Here is an 18896-nt window from a genome sequence, read left to right on the forward strand (position 1 = left end):
TCAATAGGCCCGCTCTACCTTGCACAACCCCGTGAAACATACTATCATGAGGAGGAACATCGCAAATTTTAATTACAAATGTTTCATTATACTTCATAACAGGGGAGTTGTGCGCTATGATATTTGAGAACACGGGCCTCGAAGGATTGAAGAGTGACCTTCTTTATCTGGACGAGAGCGCAACCAAAGCCGGGTTTATCCGCTGGCAGTGGGAATACTACCGCGCTACATACGACTGCAAGATAGAAGACCGCCAGAACGGCGGCGAGTACTTCCTGCGGATCAACACCCGCGCTGTGGAAGGGAAGCTGGAAAAGGCGGATGCCATACTGGCCATTGAAGCCGTCTACTTGGGCAAAGCCACTTTCCCCCATGGTCTGGAGTATGAATCTCCTGTGCCTCAACCGGTGCTGGATACGGCAACGAAGCATATTCATCAACTGAAAGAGCTGCTGGAAGCTTGAGTACCGCGAAGGGAAAGATAGCCTCCAAAGCCAGCCTGCCCAAAAGAGGAACGCCCGATTTCCAATTGCTCATTCTCACGTTGCTGCTTGTCGGCTTCGGACTGGTCATGGTGTTCAGCGCCAGCTCCAGCTTGACTCTGGCCAGTGAGAAATTCAGCTATGACGCTTTTTATTTCGTGAAACGCCAGCTGGTCTGGGCCGTGCTGGGAAGCTTCGTCATGTTCACGGTGATGAATATCCACTACAGCAAGTTCAAGAAATGGTACGCTCCGATCTTCGTCATCACCCTGGTGCTACTGCTGTTCGTGGCCACCACCGAGAGAATTAACGGAGCCAAGAGCTGGATGAATATTGGCGGATTAGGCATCCAGCCTACCGAGTTGGCCAAGATCTCCATCATCCTGTACCTGTCTGCACTCATAACCAAAAAAGGCGAACGCCTGCGGGATCTTCGAACCGGATATATCCCTGTAATGGTCATCGTCGGCATAGTGGCCGGACTGATCATGATGCAGCCGGATCTGGGCTCCTGTCTGATTCTCGTGGCTACCAGCGGACTTGTTATCTATGCCGGCGGCGCAAGCATGAAGCATATTCTTGGTTCGATCAGCTTGCTGGTGCTGGGTGTCGCACTGGTCATGGGAGCGAAGACTGCCATCGACTCCCTGTCACCGCCGACCGAGAAGGCAGCGGCCAATCAGGATTACAGACAAGGCCGGATTGAAGCCTTTCTGGATCCCGAGAGTAACTCTGATGGCAGCGGCTATAATATTATGCAATCACTGATCGCTTTAGGTGAAGGCGGGACACATGGCTCCGGTTTCGGTCAAAGCATTCAGAAGCTGCACTATCTGCCGTACCCTTATACGGATTTTATTTTTGCCATTATCGGTGAAGAGCTCGGATTTGTAGGAACCTCTATCTTCCTGTTGCTCTATCTGTATTTCATCTGGAGAGGCATTCTGATCGCACTGCGGTGTACAGACCCCTTCGGCACACTGGTCGGCATAGGTGTGATGGGGCTGATTGCGATTCAGGCCTTTATCAATATAGGCGGTGTGACCAACACTATTCCGCTTACGGGAGTTACGTTACCCTTCATCAGCTACGGCGGCTCTTCCCTGCTGGTCACCATGCTCTGTATGGGGATTATGCTCAGCATCTCCAGGGAAACCAACCGTCCCTCCAAAGAGGAAGTCGTCAAGTCTGTCACTACCGTCAGACAGGTGCGTGCGAATAGCCGTGCCAGCACGCGTGCCCGTTAAGTGGCTGCATCCTGACCGGTTGAATAGGGTATAACAAAAGGCAGTCCGGAATGAACTCCCCGGACTGCCTTTTGTGTACCCGCTATGCTCCTTAAGCAGTTAGCGCTTACGAGATCTCATCGTTCTTGAAGGCCACGCCTTCAACCTTAACATTTACCTCTACGATATGAAGCCCTGTCATGCTCTCCACAGCCTCGCGGACATTCTGCTGCAGCATCCGGCACACTTCGTGAATCGGCGTTTCATAGAGAACAATAATGCGCAAATCCACTGCCGCTTCCAACTGGCCTACTTCAACAGTAACGCCCTTCTGCACATTCTTGCCGCTCAGGCGTTTCGCCCAGCCCTCAGACAAACCGCCAGACATGGCTGCAATTCCGGGAGTCTCCAAAGCTGCCAATCCGGCAATTTTCGAGACAACATCATTCGATATCCGTATATTTCCCATTTCAAGTTGAAGTTGTTCTGCCATGCCATATCCCCCCTACACTCATTATCAATTATTGTAATTCGAAAACAGGCTAAAAAGCAAATGACTTTCTCGCATTCCCGTTTACAGTCAGGAACAATTTGGGTATATTGATTATGAATTCAACCTACATACAGAGACTGGAGTGTGCTTTACCTTGAAAAAATGGATTTCGCCGGCGCTGCTGGTCATCACCTTCCTCCTCAGCGCCATAGGACATTATGCGGACTGGGACCATACCCTGCAGTTCGTATTGTCCGCTATCTCGGTTATCTTCGTGGCCGGTTTCCTCGGCCGGGCGACAGAGAGCGTAGCCCACTATGCCGGTCAGCGGCTGGGAGGCTTCCTTAACGCCACATTCGGCAACGCTGCCGAACTGATCATCGCCTTCTTCCTGGTCAAAGAAGGACTTTTTGACATGGTCAAAGCCAGTCTCACCGGCTCGATCATCGGTAATCTGCTGCTGGTGCTGGGACTCAGTATTTTTGCCGGCGGCATGAAGTTCAAGGTTCAGAACTTCAATGTCACGCTCGCCGGGCTGAACGGATCGCTGATGATTGTTGCCGTCATCGCCTTGTTCGTTCCCGCCATGTTCTTCAACACCCACTCTATCACAGAGAAGGATACAGATGTACTCAGCCTTGTCGTCGCCGGCCTCCTGATTGCCGCGTACATGGCCTGGCTCGTCTTCTCTATGATTACGCACAAGAAATATCTCGCGGATGTAACGGATGACAGTGCAGAAGAGCTGCCTAATGAGCATGCCCCGGTCTGGTCCAGAAACCGTTCGATCCTCTATCTGGTACTTGCTACGGTTATGGTCGCTTTCGTCAGCGAATGGCTGGTCGGCACCCTGGAGACCCTAACAGAACGCTTCGGCTTCAGTGAGCTGTTCGTCGGTGCATTCCTGGTGGCAATCATCGGTAATGCCGCCGAGCACAGTGCAGCCATTATGCTGGCTATGAAGAACAAAATCGGCGCTGCGGTAGAGATTGCCGTTGGAAGCAGTCTGCAGATTGCCCTGTTCGTTGCACCGGTGCTGATCTTTGCCAGCTACTTCATGGGCAACACCATGTCCATTGTATTCACTACCATCGAGATTGTAGCTATTGCTGTATCGGTATTTATCGCCAAGTCGATTATTCAGGACGGCTCAACCAACTGGTACGAAGGACTGCTGCTGCTCACGGTATATCTGATTCTCGGTGTATCGTTCTATCTGGTATAACAACTCTGCACAAAAAAAACGCACATGAGCGGCCTCCCGGGTCCCCGTGTGCGTTTTTATGAATGACCGGAATTACATCTCCCGCTCCTCAGCCTTCTTATTGAGTGCTTCGTACAGTACAGCCAAGTTGCGTTCCAGCTTGCTTAGAACCTGCTTGCCTGTGAATTCAGGCACCAGCCCGGCTCTGACCGCAAAATCAACCTCTCTGGAGAAACCATACATCTGGGTATCCAGCACTTCCTCATAGAGAGGGCAGTAACGAGTCGCCAAATTCTCCATCTGCACTTCGATAAGCTTCTCAATTTTATTGGCATCTTCTTGTAGAAGATTGATTGCTTTAATATTAAGCTGTTCCTGCAAATCCGATGAAGTCATGCATTATCCCCCCTATGTCCAAAAGTTACAGCTTCTACTGCTTATTATACTTAATATTAGTCGAAATCAGGACCTAATACAAGAATTCAGTTTACGTTTCGTGAAGAACGGACAAATATTACGGGTCACATAGCAAAAACGCCCTGCCGCAAGGCCGGACGTCTTCGGAAATAATGGATTACTCCGCTACAACTGTAAAGTTCAAATTGTGCTTAGCAAATACTTCGCTCATTGCTTTCTTGGCTTCCTCGGCATCTGTGCCATGTACATGAAGCTCGTAGCTTTGGCTGGATACCAGAGTAGTGAACAGACCAAGGATACTCTTAACATCAATGTACTTGTTGTCCGCTTGTAGAACGATAGATGAATTAAACTGGCTGGCTGTTTGTGCAATATCCACGATTGCCGCATTGTTACTGGACATGAGAATCCCTCCACAACTTGATTATAAACTTAAGTTCATTTGTAACCAATTCCATGATACATTGAATCCGCTTACTCACGCAAGGTGTTTCTCGAAAACAAGCTTGCAAGCTTGCATTTCAGAGCTTTGTTTTACATTTTATTTCAGATTCTCGGGATTCAGACCTTCAAGCTCCGGCAACACAAAAATTCCGTCCTTCCGGATGAGCACATCGTCAAAGTAAATCTCTCCGCCGCCGTACTCCGGACGCTGAATGAGCACGAGATCCCAGTGGATGGACGAACGGTTGCCGTTGTCAGTTACATCATAAGCCTGGCCCGGTGTAAAGTGCAGGCTGCCTGCGATCTTCTCATCGAATAGAATGTCCTTCATCGGATGCAGAATATACGGGTTGAAGCCAATGGCGAATTCGCCGATATGGCGCGCGCCGTCATCGGAATCGAGTATCTCGTTCAACCGCACCGTGTCATTGCTGGAGGCTTCGATGATTTTGCCTTTCTCAAACGTAAACTTCACATTCTCAAAAGTCACGCCGTTATAGAGCGTCGCCGCATTGTAGCTGATCGTCCCGTTCACAGAGTCACGCACCGGTGCGCTGTAGACTTCACCGTCGGGAATGTTCTTCTGGCCGGAGCATTTCTCTGCGCCGATGCCTTTGATGGAGAAGGTCAGCTCCGTTCCGGGACCGGCAATCCGCACCTTGTCCGTTCTGCGCATAAGCTCAGCCAGCGAATCCTGGGCTTTGTCCATTTTGGCATAATCCAGATTGCAGACCGCAAAGTAAAAGTCTTCAAAAGCTTCGGTTGTTGTATTGGCAAGCTGCGCCATACTGGCATTAGGGTAACGCAATACTACCCATTTGGTATGCTTGACGCGTTGTTCGCTATGTACCGGGTGGGAATAGAGTGAATTGTAGAGCTTCATGTTCTCTTCCGGCACATCAGCCAGATCATTGACATTCTCACCAGCACGGATGCCGATATAGCAGTCCATCTGCTTCATCCGGTTCAGATCGATCTCTGCCCAGGTCTGAATGCCTTCAGGTGTAGCATATTTAAGCATGCTGCGCAGAACGGTACGATCCGTCAGCTGTACAAATGCACGGCCTCCGGCTTTGCCCACTTCTTCCACTACTGCTTTGATTAAATCTCTTTCACTGCCGATCATTTCGACGAGCACATTCTCGCCGGGTTGTACGTTTACGGAATACCCTACCAGGTTCGCCGCAAGCTTCTGAATTCGTGGATCATTCATGTTTCTCTCTCTTCCTTCCTCATGCTAAAAATAAATATACCGTTATATTGTAGCATGCCCGCTAAAGAGCGCAAGCTCTTACGGTATGTGAGCTTCATTGATAGCCATAGAAATCAACCTGTGTAATGTAGGTTTCCTCAGTAACCACTCCCGCACTGCCGGGGGAGGTTGTCGTCCGGTTGCAGGTCAGCCGCGCGGGCAGATTGCGCTTCGCGTCTACCTTGAGATAATAAACCGTTCTGATACTGGCTTGCTTCAGTCTCTGCTGCAGTTCAGCCTGCTTCTGCTCCCATAATGCTGCGCGTGCCTCCAGCTCCTTAGCGGGCTCCCCAGCAGCCGTTCCAGTGGCAACCTGGCTAGCGGGCCTTATCGCTTGCATCTCCCGTTCCAGCTCCGCCGACAGCTGGCTGCGCGCTTCCTCCGGCGTCAGTTCAATGCGCAGCACGCGGGTTCCCCTGGCACTCCCCGCCTCCTCGGTTACCGTCTTCTCCCGCCCCTCCAGCTCTTCCAGCTGCCGGAGCGGGTTCAGCGCCTCCAGCGGATTACTCTCCTGCGAAGTCGGCGCTGCCTGCTGCGGCTTCCATTCACCGTCTTCCTTCACCAGTCTGGTATAGTAAGCCGGAACATCCCTTGAGCCCTGCTCAAGAGGATGCGGGGCTGATTCGGAGGCGGTACCCGGCTGGCTCCCGTCCGGCAGCAGGGAATATAAGCTGACCTTGTTATGCTCCGCCACCTTTCCTCCATAATAGAGTGAGGATTCCGGAACCGCCTTGCCGCCGACCAGCAGCGCTGCTGCCCCTTCGAAGGAAACGCCGTCACTGCCGTCCATCCCGGCCAGTACGAGACTCAGATCCTCCGCAGCCGGTCTGTCATTCATGACACCGCAGCCGCTTACAGGAATCAAACAGATCAGCAGGACAAGGGAGAGGATTCCTGGACGGGACAGCAATATTTTCATCATGGCATTCAAGACCTCCGGTCAGATTAACATTCATTCTTCCTAGGGTCTCCCTGATTGCAGGGCTTATACGCAAATCAACCCCACAAACAACCCCACAAAGTGGAGCTTAGGCTTCGATGATGACTCAAGTATCTTGTGGGAGCCTCAATAAATAAAAGAACCCTTGAGGCTTAGGCCCAAGGATTCTTAGCGGTATTCTCAACGATTTTGTTATCAATCACTACCTGGTTCCGCCCGTTGTTCTTGGCTTCATACAGCGCCATGTCCGCCCGGTAGAACAGTGATTCTACACTCACTCGCTCATCTGTCCAGCTCCACTCTGCAATACCGCAGGACACGGTTACACGCGGCTCCGTCTCCCCCATCACCCGCTTACGGATGCGCTCGGCCACAAATATTGCCTGTTGCACCCCAAGCTGGGGCAGGTACACGGCCAGCTCTTCTCCACCCCACCTGGCGGCGACATCCCCCTGGCGGATCGAGGACTTCACAATTTCACTTACCTGCTTCAGTATCTTGTCACCCTTCTGGTGGCCGTAAGTGTCATTGACCGCCTTGAACTGATCGATGTCAACAACAATCAGCGTTCCGCAGAAATCCGTAGACTGCCGCTGTTGGATCTCCTCATCCAGATAATGCCGGGCGAAGAGCCCGGTCAGGCTGTCGCGGTTCGCCAGGCGCCGCACTTCAGCATGCAGCCGCGCGTTGCCAACCGCAAGCCCGATATGCCCAGCCATAGCCTGCAGCAGCCTGTAGCTGTCATAGGAGAAGAAGTGGGCGTCCTTATGGGCGAGCATAATAGCCCCCCGAACTTCTCCCCCTACACTTAGCGGAGTGGCGATCAGCGACTGTGAGCCTGTAGCATCCAAAAGCTTAGACGTCAATCCGGCGGCGTACTTATAGTCGGATAGAAGCAGCGGCTCGCCTGAAGTATAGACCTTTCCGCCCAGTCCATGCCCGGCCTCCACCAATTCCCCCAATAGCGGGATATGATTGCAGGCAATGACTTCGAGTCCGCCTCTTTCTTCATTCATATGGAGGATGCAGCAATAATCGGCCTCGAACATCCCCAGAAGCTCCTCAAAGGCAAATTGAAAAATATCCCCAAGACGCAGGCTCTGATTGAGACGCTGCGTAAGTTCATTACTCATGCGCAGCTCCCGGATAAGCTGGTTGGAGCGTTCATACAGCTTGGCATTCTCGAATGCCGTGCCGGCCGTATCCGCAACCATGGTCAGAAAGCGCAGATCCACTTCACGGAAGGAGGACTTGTCCAGGACCATATGAAAGACACCATAGACCCCCTGCTTACCTCCGAGCGGAAGACCTACCTCGACCGTACAGCTGTCCTCACGTCCGGTATGAAGCGCAACCCGGCCATCCTTGAAGGCTCTGGCACATACGTCATTAATGGCCCAGCGGAGCGGCAACGGTTTAACCTGGGGATGCGCACTGCGGTGGTCCTGCGACATGTACAGGTCCAGCCGAGCCCCGGGATACATCGCCGCAATACTGTCAATCACCTCGGTAAGCACGGCATCCACATCAATGTTGTCATGCATCCGCTGGACAATCTGAAAGAGCAGTGAACGGCGGCTGCTCTCCCGCTCAGCATGCAGGTGCACACCTGCAAGATCTGAAACAAATACATGCTCAAATTTATGATAAAAGCAGGTCTGGTAGTGCATCGACATCGCTTCTGCCGTATGTCTTCCCCCTTCTGCATACTGCTCTGACGGCATCTCACAGCCGAGGATCGCGAATATTTCCCCGTGCCCGCGTGTGAAAATCGGCATAGCTAATAATGTTCGCGCCTGTCCAGCCTCTTGAACCTCTATGGCATGCATCCCGCCAGAGCGCAGACAGGCTTCCGCCGCCTCTTCCCATTCAGACTTCCAACGCCCCTGCCGGAATTCGAATATGGGATCAATCCATTCTGCTTCATAGTTCAGTACACACCAGTTCCAAGACTTGGCGAAGGACGGTACGGCCTGTCCAAGCCATTCATTGAAACTCTCGGCAATCAAATTGGCTGCATAAGGAAAATCATGGGACACTATGTCCGTCTCCCGCAGCCAAGCAGTGGGATCTTCATAATCTCCGCCTGATTGCTTGATGTCCTGTAACAGCATACGACTACCCTTGCGGTCGTATGCTTCCTGCTCCGACATAAAGAGGATCCCCTTTGCTATTTGATATCAAATTTTCCCGATAACATCTAATTAGCTATATTTTACTCCCTTTTCTTAGGTATTGCATTATATTTTCCTCAAAACCGGGATTTTTTTTAGGACCAAAGAACTAACGACAAAGATAGACAAAAACTCTTTTAAGTTGCGCTTGACTTTGACTGTCATTTTCATATAATATTTATTGTTGAACAAGACTGTAACAAGTCTTAATTGGGCGTAACGTTGTGTCACCCTCTACGCATTTCGTTACTGCCAGGGCAGCGGCTGAACTTCCCTCGGTAGTGTGAAACCATCTAACGCTTTCACGGATACGATTTGCGGCGCAAATAGGCCCTACAATACATTTTCAAATTAAAAGGAGTCTACTATAATGGCACGTTACACCGGACCTAAATTCAAACTCAGCCGCCGTCTGGGCATTTCCCTAAGCGGTACAGGCAAAGACCTGAAACGCCCTTTCCCACCAGGACAGCACGGCGCTAACCAACGCAGAAAAGTAAGTAACTACGGAATGCAGCTTTTGGAAAAACAAAAACTGCGTCACATGTACGGCTTGGGCGAAAAGCAGTTTAAAACTCTTTTCACCAAAGCACAAAAGCTCCAGGGTATCGCGGGCGAAAACTTCATGTTCCTGCTCGAAAGCCGCTTGGACAACCTGGTTTACCGTCTTGGATTTGCTAACTCCCGTGCAGGCGCACGTCAGCTGGTATCCCATGGACACGTAACCGTTAACGGCAAAAAAGTCGACATCGCTTCTTACCGCGTAAGCGTGGGCGACGTTATCGGACTTCGCGAAAGAAGCCGCGCTATGGGTTCTATCAAAGAAGCTCTTGACAACCGTTCCCACCTTCCAGGTTACTTGGAATATGCTGATGGTTCATTCGAAGGCAAATACATTCGTTTGCCAGAACGTGCCGAGCTGTCCCAAGATATCGATGAGAAACAAATCGTCGAATTCTACAACCGTTAAGATTCCGCTGCAAGCAGAATCTGATCAAAGCTCCCGGATACTTTATTCCGGGAGCTTTTTTTGTTCTATCCCCCTCTCGGCATAGCGATACTCCTATAGTTTGCTCCCGGAAACAACACTTAGGACTATTCCGCCCTCAGCATCTTTGGCAAAAGCAGCGTCAGAGTAAATCCCCTGCGGCAGAAGCGCATTCAAAATCGCCAAATTGTGCTATAATAGTTCCGTTAAAAGGAGGATAATCGTCGATGGTTGAGGAGAATAAGAAGAAGACCGCAAAACAGCGTCCACCGCGCAGATCCTGGCTCCGCAGGTTCGGTTCAGTCGTGAAGTGGATGTTTATACTCGGTATACTCGGCATTCTGTTTGCCGGTGGCGCTGTGGCAGGCTACGTGACTTCGATAGTGAAAGATGACCCTGTCCGCACCGAAGAATTAATTCAACAGGAAGTCAGCCAGAACGCTATTACCGGCTTTGCCTATTTCAGTGACGGGCAGCCGATCGGCCAGCTCCGGACGGAAGAAGACCGCAGACTTATTGAATTCAACGATATTCCACAGCTTGTGATTGATGCCGTTCTCGCTATAGAGGACAATAATTTCTACAATCATAAAGGGGTGGATTTCAATGGCACCCTGCGTGCAGTCAAGCAGAGGCTGCTGAACGAATCCGTTCAGACCGGGGGCAGTACGCTGACCCAGCAGTTGGCTCGCCGCGTGTTCCTGAATCTGGACCGGACAGAAGACCGCAAGGTGAAGGAGATCCTGCTGTCGCTTCGGCTGGAACGTTTTCTGTCCAAGCAGGAAATTTTAACGGCATACTTAAATAAGGTTCCTTTCGGGAACGGATCGAATGGCTATAATGTATTCGGCATCAAGGCTGCCGCCAAAGGCATCTTCGGTCTCGATGATCTGGAAAAGCTGAATGTAGCACAAGCGGCTTATCTGGCCGGCCTGCCCCAGCTCCCATCCAAATACTCCGCCTTTAGCGGCGTAGGCGAATTCAATGAGACTGCCTTTGGCCGGGCCATGGAGCGCCAGCGCCTGGTGCTGCGGCGGATGCTGGAGGAGAACAAGATTACTACATCCCAGTATGATGAAGCCCTGCTCTTTGATGTCAAGGGCTCGCTTGCTCCGCATACGAAGAAGGCTTATGCTACCTTCCCTTATCTGATGATGGAAACAGAGCGCAAAGCGGCTGAAATTATGCTGACGCTGAACGAAGACAACGCAAGTGCTGGTTCGGATTCTGCTGCTGCCACCCCCACCGACAACACGCAGCTTCTCGAGGAAGCCCGCCAGCAGCTGATGACCGGGGGCTACCGTGTATACACTACCATTGATAAGAAAGTGTACAGCGCGATGCACAGCATCTCGGAAGACAGCGATAACTTCACGAAGGACAGCAAGGCCAGAGGTAAGGAACAGACGGCCGGCATCATGATTAACAACAAGACCGGCGCGATTCTCGGGATGATTGAAGGACGTGACTTCAACATCGAGCAAATGAATTATGCTACCCAGATGATCCGCCAGCCCGGTTCCACCATGAAGCCGATTGCCGCGTATCTGCCTGCACTGGATGCCGGATTAATCCAGCCTGCCGGCATCCTGGACGATGCCCCGATTATTATGAAGGACGGCGGCAAAGGCTTCCACATTCCGAAGAATGCCAACAACCGCTATCAGGGTCTGGTTACCGCCCGTTATGCCTTGAACAAATCCCTGAACCTTCCGGCCCTCAAGCTGTTCAATGACAAGGTGGGGATCGAGAAAGCCTGGGCCTTCTCCAAGAAGCTCGGGATTACTACGATTCAGGACGATGATTATAACGCACAGACCGGAGTAATCGGCGGACTGCGTTACGGGGTTTCCGTTGAAGAATTAACGAATGCCTATTCCTCAATCGGCAATCAAGGCGCATTCAATGATGCTTATATGATTGAGAAGATTGTAGACGCACAAGGCAAGATTATCTATCAGCACAAAGTGAATCCTGAGCAGGTCTTCTCCGAGCAGACCGCTTATCTGATGACGGATATGCTGCGCACAGTAATAACCGACGGTACGGCAAGTACAGTCAAAACTAAATATGAGCACTTCAAAAAAGTTCCGATTGTCGGCAAAACCGGTTCTACGCAGAACTACGGGGATGTCTGGTTCATGGGTTATACCCCGGATGTTACCCTGGGCATGTGGGTTGGATACAAAGAACAGATTAACACCCTGCAGGGAGATACGCAGAAACGGCAAGCGCAGACTTTGTGGACCAAGGTTATGAATACCGTGATCGACAAACGTCCGGAGCTGTTCGTGACGAAGGAATTTCCGAAGCCTGAGGGTATTGTCAAAGCGACGGTCTCCGCTTACAGCGGCAAGAAACCGTCGGAGCTGACAGATAAATTCACCACGGACCTGTTCAACACCAAGTTCGTACCCACAGAAAGTGATGACGGAATCTCCAAAGCCAAATATATCACCTACAACGGGGTGAATTACCTTCCGTTGGAAGGAACACCCGAGGATTTCCTGAAAGAGAAGATTGTCGTCAAACGGGAGAAGCCGATCCAGAACTTGGTCAAAGAACTGCTTGCGGCCTTCCCGGCCATGAAAGAACATGAATCTCTGTCGTATTACATGCCGGAAGATGCCAAGACTGACTTCCCGACTGAGGTGGACCCCCGGGTGGATGACGGCAGCGCGCCTAGTGCTCCGGGTGAAGTGATGGTCTCCTACAGTACCGGCAAAGCTGTAGTTACCTTCACTTCAAGCGGATCATCCGATGTTGTAGGCTACCGGTTATACCGTTCACTGAACGGCGGCTCCTTCCAAAAGCAGGCTGTACTCTCAGCAGGTGAGAGTACCGTCTTCAAGCCCGGAACGCCTGCCAGCGCCAATGCCACCTTCTATGTGGCTGCTGTAGACGTTGCAGGGCATGAGGCAGCCTCCGGCAGTGTAGCCGGGACTCAGCCTACACCAGAGCCGACGCTGCCTCCAGAGGAAGTACCAGGCTCTGGCGGCACGGAGCCAACGCCTGATCCGGGAATCATTCCCGAAAGCAGCGAGGATCCGGGTATGATCATTGTCCAGCCGCCAGGCGGCAATGAAGCAACGCCGTCTGGCAGCAGCAACGGAGCTGGCGGCAATACCGGTGCAACCACGCCATAGTCTACAGTCTGTGGATGGCGCCCTGAATGAAATGCAAAAGACCGTTCCCTGTATCCGAGGGAACGGTCTTTTCTATAGGCTGGCTGATAGAGTCTTCAATCCTCAATCGTAGATAAATCGCCTGCCGGAAGATGCAGCTCCCAGGCCTTCAGGACACGGCGCATAATTTTGCCGGAGCGGGTCTTCGGAAGCTTCTCCTTGAATTCAATCTCGCGCGGCGCAGCATGGGCAGACAGGCCCGCTTTGACAAAAGCAGCAATCTCGTCCTTCAGCTCTGCAGTCGGGGCGTAGCCATCCCGCAGTGAGATGAACGCTTTGATAATCTCTCCACGCATCACATCCGGCTTGCCGATCACTCCAGCCTCAGCCACCGCCGGGTGTTCAACCAGTTTGCTCTCCACCTCGAACGGACCGATCCGCTCTCCGGAAGAATTGATTACATCATCAATCCTGCCCTGGAACCAGAAGTAACCGTCTTCGTCCATATAAGCCGAATCCCCGGAAATATACCATCCGGCAATCCGGAAGTATTCATCATATTTGGCCTGATTGTTCCATACCTTACCCATCATCGACGGCCAGGGTGTCCGGATCGCCAAATTGCCCATGGAATACGGCGGCAGAATGTTGCCGTGATCATCCAGGATCGCAGCTTCAATTCCGGGCAGCGGCCGCCCCATGGAGCCAGGCTTGATATCCATCCCCGGATAATTGCAGATCAGCTGCGCTCCTGTCTCCGTCATCCACCAGGTGTCATGAATCCGCTGATGGTAGAATTTATCACCCCAGCGCACGACTTCCGGGTTCAGCGGTTCCCCAACAGACAGGACATGGCGCAGACTGCTCAGATCAATATCCTGAAGGCTTGCTTCCCCTGCGCCCATCAGCATACGGAATGCCGTAGGCGCACTGTACCATACCGTTACCCCATAACGTTCAATGGTCTTATACCAGTCCTGCGGGCTGAAGCGGCCTCCCCGGATCACATTGGCTACTCCGTTTAGCCAAGGAGCGAAGATCCCGTAAGAGGTTCCGGTCACCCAGCCGGGATCTGCCGTACACCAGTACACATCATCCGGACGCAAATCCAGTACAACCTTGCCTGTATAATAATGCTGAATCATTGCCCGCTGCACATGATAGATGCCCTTAGGCTTACCGGTGGACCCGGAGGTATAATGCATGATCAAACCATCCTCAAGACCCAGCCATTCCGGTTCCAGCTCTGCCGAAGCTGCAGCCATTTCCGCTTCATAACTCAGCAGCCCCGGATCTTCAGATGAGGAACCTCCGACCAGAATAATGTGGCGCAGCCCCGGAAGCTGGTCGCGCTTCACCCGCTGCAGCAGCTCCGGCGTAGTCACCAGCGCCACCGCTCCGCTATCCTCCAGGCGGTCCTTCACGGCTGTTTCCATGAACGCCTCGAATAGCGGCCCTGCTACGGCTCCCACCTTCAGAATGCCCAGCAGGCTGAAGTACAGCTCCGGTGTGCGCGGCATGAAGATGAATACCCGGTCCCCTTTACCAATCCCATATTTATGGAGCACATTCCCGAATTTGTTCGACCGTTCACGCAAGTCGGCAAAGGTATACCTCTCCACGCGCACAGTATCACTATAGATCAAAGCAGTAGCTGCTCCCCGCCCCTCCTGCACATGACGGTCTACGGCTTCATGAGCCATATTCACCTTACCTGTTCCATGCCAGGAGAAGCTGCTCTCGACATCCTCCCACCGGAATTCGTCAACGGCCCGGGAATAATCCTTCATATTCGCGTGCTGCACACGGCCCGGCAAAATTTCGCTGTGGACTTGCCCCATTACTCTTGCCTCCCCTACTGGTTTGATTTAAGCTTTAAGGGTAAGAATCTCTTAACTGCAATGTTGTCAACGCGCCAAATGTGAATTTTTCGTGTCGGAACCAGTATATCACAGGAAGCGGTTACATTCCATAATATAGTGAACCGGAGGGAGCCCAATCATGGAACACATCAAAATCCCCGTCTCCCATACCTTCGAACATGCAGGCAGGCTGGTATCCGTTGAAGGCCCCTTGCCACCGGACACACTTAGGCAATTAGCCATACACAGCGATCTGGATGCCTTCCGGAAGCCGCAGGAACAGCTGGAAGCGTTGATTGAGATATCAGGACTGGCGGAAGGCCGCGTCGTCGCTGCAGTGGTCTCAGGCGTTATAGTAGGGTATGTCACCTTTCATTATCCGGATGAGCTGGAGCTGTGGTCCCAGGGAGGGATGGAAGATCTCGTAGAGCTGGGGGCCATCGAAGTCGCGGATGAATACCGCGGATGCGGGCTTGCGAAGCTGCTGGTCTCCAGTGCTTTTGAAGAAGGGCAATTGGAGAACTGCATCGTATTCACTACAGAATATTATTGGCATTGGGATCTGAAGGGCAGCGGCCTCACGGTCTGGGAATACCGGCAGATGATGGAGAAGCTGATGAAGACCGTAGATATGGTGTGGTATGCCACGGATGACCCGGAAATCTGCTCCCATCCGGCCAATTGCCTGATGGTGCGCATGGGCCAGGCTGTTCCACTGTCCTCCCGCGAGACCTTCGACCGGGTCCGCTTCAGACAGCGGTTCATGTATTGATAGGAGCGGGTTGCATTGCGCCGAGCTTACATTGCCTTCAGCATATACTCCAGTATGGCGTGTGAACGTTCCGCAGCAGTCACCGTGAACTCACGGTAATTGACATGGGCCGAACCATCCGCTTTGTCAGACATGGAACGGATGATCACAAACGGCGTCCCGTTCATATTGCAGACCTGGGCGACAGCTGCCCCCTCCATCTCGGCGCAAGCTCCGTCCAGCTGTTCACGCAGCACGGCAACGGTATCCTTACTTGCAATAAACTGATCTCCGGACAATACAATACCTGTCACAGACTTCTGATTCAGCTCCCGGCACGCCTGCTCCGCCAGCTTCACCAGCTGCGGATCTGCCGGAAATGAAGAGGTCTCCTGGTAGGGAATCACCCCTCTGGCATAACCAAGCGCTGTCACATCCATATCGTGCTGGATGCACTGCGATGAAATGACAATGTCCCCGATATTCAAATCGGGATGCACTGCGCCTGCCACACCTGTGAACAGGACCCGCGAAACGCCGAAGCTGTCCAGCAGAATCTGCGTTGTAACTGCAGCATTCACCTTACCGACCCCCGATTTGCAGAGCACCGCTGTTTTGCCGAATACACTTCCCGAATAGAAGGTTATCCCTGCCTTTACGGTTGTCTCTCTATTCTTCATTTCCTCAAGCAGCAGTATAATCTCTTCATCCATTGCGCCAAGCAGACCCAGAACTTCACTCATCCAAAACCCTCCCCTTTATTACTACCCTGAAACATAAAAAGCTCCCGAAGGAGCTTTCTACGTACCTTATATTCACTTGTTAAACGGACAAATCTTATTTGTTCACATGGTTGACGGACAGGCGAAGTATGGTTTCATGCGGCAGAATAACCCGCGGGTTCTCCACCGTTTCCTTCTTCATCAGTTTCGTCAGCAGTCTCATCGCTACCGCTCCCAGATCGTACATTGGCTGTGCCACAGTAGTGAGCAAAGGACGAACCATAGATGCCATCCGGATATTGTCGACACTGATGATCGAGAAATCGTCTGGAACCTTCAAACCTTCATCCTGAATACTGTGAATTGCCCCAATGGCCATCTCATCGGTTGCTGCAAAAATAGCGGTCGGTTTCTTCTTGAGACCGAGGAAGTACTTCATGGCTTCGACACCGGATTCGTAACGATAGTTACCGATGCGGACCAGATCCTCCTGGTACTCAATGCCTGCTGCTTCCAGTGCTTTCTTGTAGCCGTGGAACCGGGCATAGCCGTTCGCGGGATCCTGCAGTGTTCCGCTGATCATTGCAATCTCACGGTGGCCGTGACGGATGAGCGTGTTCACTGCATCAAACGCAGCCGTCTCATGATCGATATCGACGGAAGGGTATGTACCCTTCTCATCACGCGTGGCGCAGAGCACAATTGGAACTGCTGAGGTCTGGAAAGCCTGAATATGCTCCTCCGTAACGGTTCCGCCCATGAAGAGCAGCCCGTCCACTTGCTTCTCAAGCAGCGTGTTAATAACACGAATTTCCTTCTCCTTGCGCTTGTCCGCATTACACAAAATGATATTGTAGTGATACATATTGGCAATATCTTCAATCCCGCGGGCAATTTCCGCAAAAATCGAGTTGGAGATATCAGGGATAACAACCCCAACGGTTGTCGTTTTCTTGCTGGCGAGACCTCTCGCCACGGCATTTGGACGATAGCCCAAACGCTCAATCGCTTCAAAAACCTTCTTCCGGGTCTGCGGTTTCACGTTCGGGTTATTATTCACAACCCGTGATACCGTAGCCATAGATACGCCTGCTTCTCGAGCTACATCGTAAATGGTTACCGTCAAATTACTCTCTCCATTGCGATAAATTTTATCGTTCGACTAATTAAAATTATGATACGACACTTTGTACAATTGTGCAATGATAACGCTTCATTTTCCTTTCAAAATTTCTTTCAAAGGTTGAAACGCCAGTCCTGGCGCGGCTTTAGCGCCTTCCGCCAATTCCTGATACTCCAATAACTCCCAGCCGTAAACCGCTTTAAATTTCAGAAACGCAAGGGCGGATAAAAGCGGATCCTGCGCTCCATCCCCAAGACAGCAGCAGCAATTCTGTAATCTCTTTCTATCGTATCAAAAAGTGCGTGAAAAATCCAACATTCGTTGAAAAATTTTCATTGATTTTGCAGAAAAATTTTTCAAAACGCCAAAAGCGCCATTTATTTAGCACTTTCTGCCGATTGAGCCGTTAATTGGGATAGTCTAAGTTCAGTTTCACCCATCCATGACCTGTCGCACATATCTACAGCTACGCGGTAAACGTCCAGCAGCAGATCTATCCGCCCCTGAATCGCACTCCGGATTGACTCCTCCAGTTCAGGCAAGCCGCCGGCAAATAAACCGGAAGCAAACGTTTCCTTCAGCACACTGGCCCACTCATTGCGCTCTGCAAACGAGAGCTGCTTCCGGCCAGGCGAAGTTGCAGCAAGCTCCCCGATGAGCTTCCCCAGATCCCGTTTGATCACGGGCAAAGGTTCATAGCGGGCACACTGCCTGCAGGTATATACCGGTACATGAGTAATTTTGATCTTTGCACTATAAATCAGCGTATGCATATGTATGGTCATGATCCCGCCGCAGCCGCATGACTTCTTCATTAAGTTATCTTTATACATCTCCCACACCTCAGAATGATCTTTTAATAAACCAAGCAAAAACAGCTACACCGTCCTGGAACAATTATTGCATGAAGTCTATCCATTATCTTATAAAAAACGCGTAAGTTTACCTGTTCAGATGCTATATTCGACCTTACTCCTGCGAATCCCTGCCGTTTTGCATATAATGATTTAATTGGCAATATGCTTAGGTTTTACCAAATGAAAAGTGACTTCAACTTTTTCTTTTGATAGAATGGCTTAGAACCGAGATGTTATTAACCGGAAGGAGCTGCATGGAATGAGACTGGCTGGCAAAAAGGTTATAGCGCTTGTAGATGATGAGTTCGAAGATTTGGAGCTCTGGTACCCTGTGTACCGCGTGCGGGAAGAAGGCGCCGAGGTTCATTTGGCCGGGCTGGAAAAAAACAAGACCTATGTGGGCAAATACGGTGTACCCGCCACCGCTGAATATTCATGGGATGAACTTAACGCAGCCGATTATGACGGCATCCTGGTACCCGGAGGCTGGGCTCCCGACAAAATCCGCCGCTACAGCGCAGTACTGAAGCTGGTGCAGGATTTCAATGATGCCAAGAAGCCTATCGGGCAGATCTGCCATGCCGGCTGGGTATTGATCTCTGCCAAAATACTGGAGGGTGTGACGGTCACCTCCACTCCAGGCATCCGTGATGATATGGAGAATGCCGGAGCCATCTGGAAGGACGAGCCTGTGGTGACCGACGGACATATCATTTCAGCCCGCCGTCCCCCGGATCTGCCGCCTTACGGCAAGGCTTTCTGCGATGCGCTGGCGGGGGAATAACCTGCTCCATACTGAAGATGAGTGATGTTAATACATGAAGAGCCCTGTTCTC

17 protein-coding genes are annotated in these 18896 nt (G+C 51.5%); 7 read left to right on the forward strand and 10 right to left on the reverse strand.

The features are described from left to right. Nucleotides 1–116: 116 nt before the first annotated feature. The gene (locus MKX70_RS25100; RefSeq protein WP_042212854.1) at nt 117–464 is read left to right on the forward strand and encodes a YugN family protein; all 348 of its coding nucleotides are present in this window, start codon (nt 117–119) and stop codon (nt 462–464) included. After that, nucleotides 461–1729, forward strand: a complete 1269-nt coding sequence (gene ftsW / locus MKX70_RS25105; protein WP_340841081.1) for a putative lipid II flippase FtsW — start codon at nt 461–463, stop codon at nt 1727–1729. Before MKX70_RS25100 ends, ftsW begins: the two co-directional genes overlap by 4 nt. Before the next feature lie 106 nt (nt 1730–1835). Here ftsW and MKX70_RS25110 read toward each other — a convergent pair whose 3' ends face one another. Beyond that, nucleotides 1836–2201 carry an Asp23/Gls24 family envelope stress response protein gene (locus MKX70_RS25110; RefSeq protein ID WP_019911482.1) on the reverse strand — a complete coding sequence of 122 codons (366 nt, stop codon included), beginning with the start codon at nt 2199–2201 and terminating at the stop codon, nt 1836–1838. A 154-nt stretch (nt 2202–2355) separates the two neighbouring features. Between MKX70_RS25110 and cax the strand changes: the two genes are divergently transcribed. Continuing rightward, nucleotides 2356–3426 (forward strand): calcium/proton exchanger, encoded by a 1071-nt coding sequence (cax, locus tag MKX70_RS25115; protein WP_042235710.1) that lies wholly within the window; start codon nt 2356–2358, stop codon nt 3424–3426. 72 nt (nt 3427–3498) lie between these two features. On the opposite strand, the gene MKX70_RS25120 is transcribed toward cax, so the two are convergent. The 5 genes from MKX70_RS25120 to MKX70_RS25140 all read right to left on the reverse strand — a co-directional run bounded on the left by MKX70_RS25120 (nt 3499) and on the right by MKX70_RS25140 (nt 8611). Next, on the reverse strand, nt 3499–3801 hold the full coding sequence (locus tag MKX70_RS25120) for a YlaN family protein (RefSeq protein WP_039297956.1): 303 nt from the start codon (nt 3799–3801) through the stop codon (nt 3499–3501). Nucleotides 3802–3979: 178 nt separating this feature from the next. Then, the gene (locus MKX70_RS25125) at nt 3980–4225 is read right to left on the reverse strand and encodes an HPr family phosphocarrier protein (RefSeq protein ID WP_042136544.1); all 246 of its coding nucleotides are present in this window, start codon (nt 4223–4225) and stop codon (nt 3980–3982) included. 138 nt (nt 4226–4363) lie between these two features. Further along, nucleotides 4364–5479, reverse strand: coding sequence for an aminopeptidase (locus MKX70_RS25130; protein WP_042235709.1), 1116 nt, complete (start codon nt 5477–5479; stop codon nt 4364–4366). A 94-nt stretch (nt 5480–5573) separates the two neighbouring features. Continuing rightward, a complete protein-coding gene (locus MKX70_RS25135; RefSeq protein WP_042235706.1) occupies nt 5574–6440 on the reverse strand; it encodes a hypothetical protein in 867 nt (288 codons plus the stop codon). A 170-nt stretch (nt 6441–6610) separates the two neighbouring features. Continuing rightward, complete coding sequence (locus MKX70_RS25140; protein ID WP_042235704.1) at nt 6611–8611, reverse strand: sensor domain-containing diguanylate cyclase; 2001 nt, start codon at nt 8609–8611, stop codon at nt 6611–6613. 391 nt (nt 8612–9002) lie between these two features. On the opposite strand from MKX70_RS25140, the gene rpsD reads away from it, so the two are divergent. After that, a complete protein-coding gene (gene rpsD, locus MKX70_RS25145; protein ID WP_039297946.1) occupies nt 9003–9602 on the forward strand; it encodes a 30S ribosomal protein S4 in 600 nt (199 codons plus the stop codon). Between the two features lie 245 nt (nt 9603–9847). Further along, nucleotides 9848–12766, forward strand: a complete 2919-nt coding sequence (locus MKX70_RS25150) for a transglycosylase domain-containing protein (RefSeq protein ID WP_340841082.1) — start codon at nt 9848–9850, stop codon at nt 12764–12766. A 95-nt stretch (nt 12767–12861) separates the two neighbouring features. Here MKX70_RS25150 and acsA read toward each other — a convergent pair whose 3' ends face one another. Next, nucleotides 12862–14586, reverse strand: coding sequence for an acetate--CoA ligase (gene acsA, locus MKX70_RS25155; RefSeq protein WP_340787439.1), 1725 nt, complete (start codon nt 14584–14586; stop codon nt 12862–12864). A 160-nt stretch (nt 14587–14746) separates the two neighbouring features. Between acsA and MKX70_RS25160 the strand changes: the two genes are divergently transcribed. Further along, nucleotides 14747–15379, forward strand: a complete 633-nt coding sequence (locus MKX70_RS25160) for a GNAT family N-acetyltransferase (RefSeq protein ID WP_340841083.1) — start codon at nt 14747–14749, stop codon at nt 15377–15379. Nucleotides 15380–15405: 26 nt separating this feature from the next. On the opposite strand, the gene MKX70_RS25165 is transcribed toward MKX70_RS25160, so the two are convergent. The 3 genes from MKX70_RS25165 to MKX70_RS25175 all read right to left on the reverse strand — a co-directional run bounded on the left by MKX70_RS25165 (nt 15406) and on the right by MKX70_RS25175 (nt 18036). After that, nucleotides 15406–16101, reverse strand: coding sequence for a 5'-methylthioadenosine/adenosylhomocysteine nucleosidase (locus MKX70_RS25165; RefSeq protein ID WP_340841084.1), 696 nt, complete (start codon nt 16099–16101; stop codon nt 15406–15408). Nucleotides 16102–16195: 94 nt separating this feature from the next. Further along, a complete protein-coding gene (gene ccpA, locus MKX70_RS25170) occupies nt 16196–17206 on the reverse strand; it encodes a catabolite control protein A (protein WP_036695017.1) in 1011 nt (336 codons plus the stop codon). A gap of 374 nt (nt 17207–17580) precedes the next feature. Beyond that, nucleotides 17581–18036, reverse strand: coding sequence for a hypothetical protein (locus tag MKX70_RS25175; RefSeq protein ID WP_340787449.1), 456 nt, complete (start codon nt 18034–18036; stop codon nt 17581–17583). 283 nt (nt 18037–18319) lie between these two features. Between MKX70_RS25175 and MKX70_RS25180 the strand changes: the two genes are divergently transcribed. After that, nucleotides 18320–18844 (forward strand): type 1 glutamine amidotransferase domain-containing protein, encoded by a 525-nt coding sequence (locus tag MKX70_RS25180; protein ID WP_042136527.1) that lies wholly within the window; start codon nt 18320–18322, stop codon nt 18842–18844. Nucleotides 18845–18896: the final 52 nt, after the last annotated feature.

This window comes from Paenibacillus sp. FSL R7-0312, from assembly GCF_038004445.1.
Classification (GTDB): Bacteria; Bacillota; Bacilli; order Paenibacillales; family Paenibacillaceae; genus Paenibacillus_AQ.

What these genes read in the sequence shown, in the direction of transcription:
- MKX70_RS25140 (WP_042235704.1), bottom strand. Translation starts at nt 8,611, where the DNA reads ATGTCGGAGCAGGAAGCATACGACCGCAAGGGTAGTCGTATGCTGTTA.
- MKX70_RS25150 (WP_340841082.1), top strand. Translation starts at nt 9,848, where the DNA reads ATGGTTGAGGAGAATAAGAAGAAGACCGCAAAACAGCGTCCACCGCGC.
- MKX70_RS25130 (WP_042235709.1), bottom strand. Translation starts at nt 5,479, where the DNA reads ATGAATGATCCACGAATTCAGAAGCTTGCGGCGAACCTGGTAGGGTAT.
- acsA (WP_340787439.1), bottom strand. Translation starts at nt 14,586, where the DNA reads ATGGGGCAAGTCCACAGCGAAATTTTGCCGGGCCGTGTGCAGCACGCG.
- MKX70_RS25180 (WP_042136527.1), top strand. Translation starts at nt 18,320, where the DNA reads ATGAGACTGGCTGGCAAAAAGGTTATAGCGCTTGTAGATGATGAGTTC.
- MKX70_RS25165 (WP_340841084.1), bottom strand. Translation starts at nt 16,101, where the DNA reads ATGAGTGAAGTTCTGGGTCTGCTTGGCGCAATGGATGAAGAGATTATA.
- MKX70_RS25120 (WP_039297956.1), bottom strand. Translation starts at nt 3,801, where the DNA reads ATGACTTCATCGGATTTGCAGGAACAGCTTAATATTAAAGCAATCAAT.
- MKX70_RS25125 (WP_042136544.1), bottom strand. Translation starts at nt 4,225, where the DNA reads ATGTCCAGTAACAATGCGGCAATCGTGGATATTGCACAAACAGCCAGC.
- MKX70_RS25110 (WP_019911482.1), bottom strand. Translation starts at nt 2,201, where the DNA reads ATGGCAGAACAACTTCAACTTGAAATGGGAAATATACGGATATCGAAT.
- MKX70_RS25160 (WP_340841083.1), top strand. Translation starts at nt 14,747, where the DNA reads ATGGAACACATCAAAATCCCCGTCTCCCATACCTTCGAACATGCAGGC.
- rpsD (WP_039297946.1), top strand. Translation starts at nt 9,003, where the DNA reads ATGGCACGTTACACCGGACCTAAATTCAAACTCAGCCGCCGTCTGGGC.
- MKX70_RS25175 (WP_340787449.1), bottom strand. Translation starts at nt 18,036, where the DNA reads ATGTATAAAGATAACTTAATGAAGAAGTCATGCGGCTGCGGCGGGATC.
- MKX70_RS25100 (WP_042212854.1), top strand. Translation starts at nt 117, where the DNA reads ATGATATTTGAGAACACGGGCCTCGAAGGATTGAAGAGTGACCTTCTT.
- MKX70_RS25135 (WP_042235706.1), bottom strand. Translation starts at nt 6,440, where the DNA reads ATGATGAAAATATTGCTGTCCCGTCCAGGAATCCTCTCCCTTGTCCTG.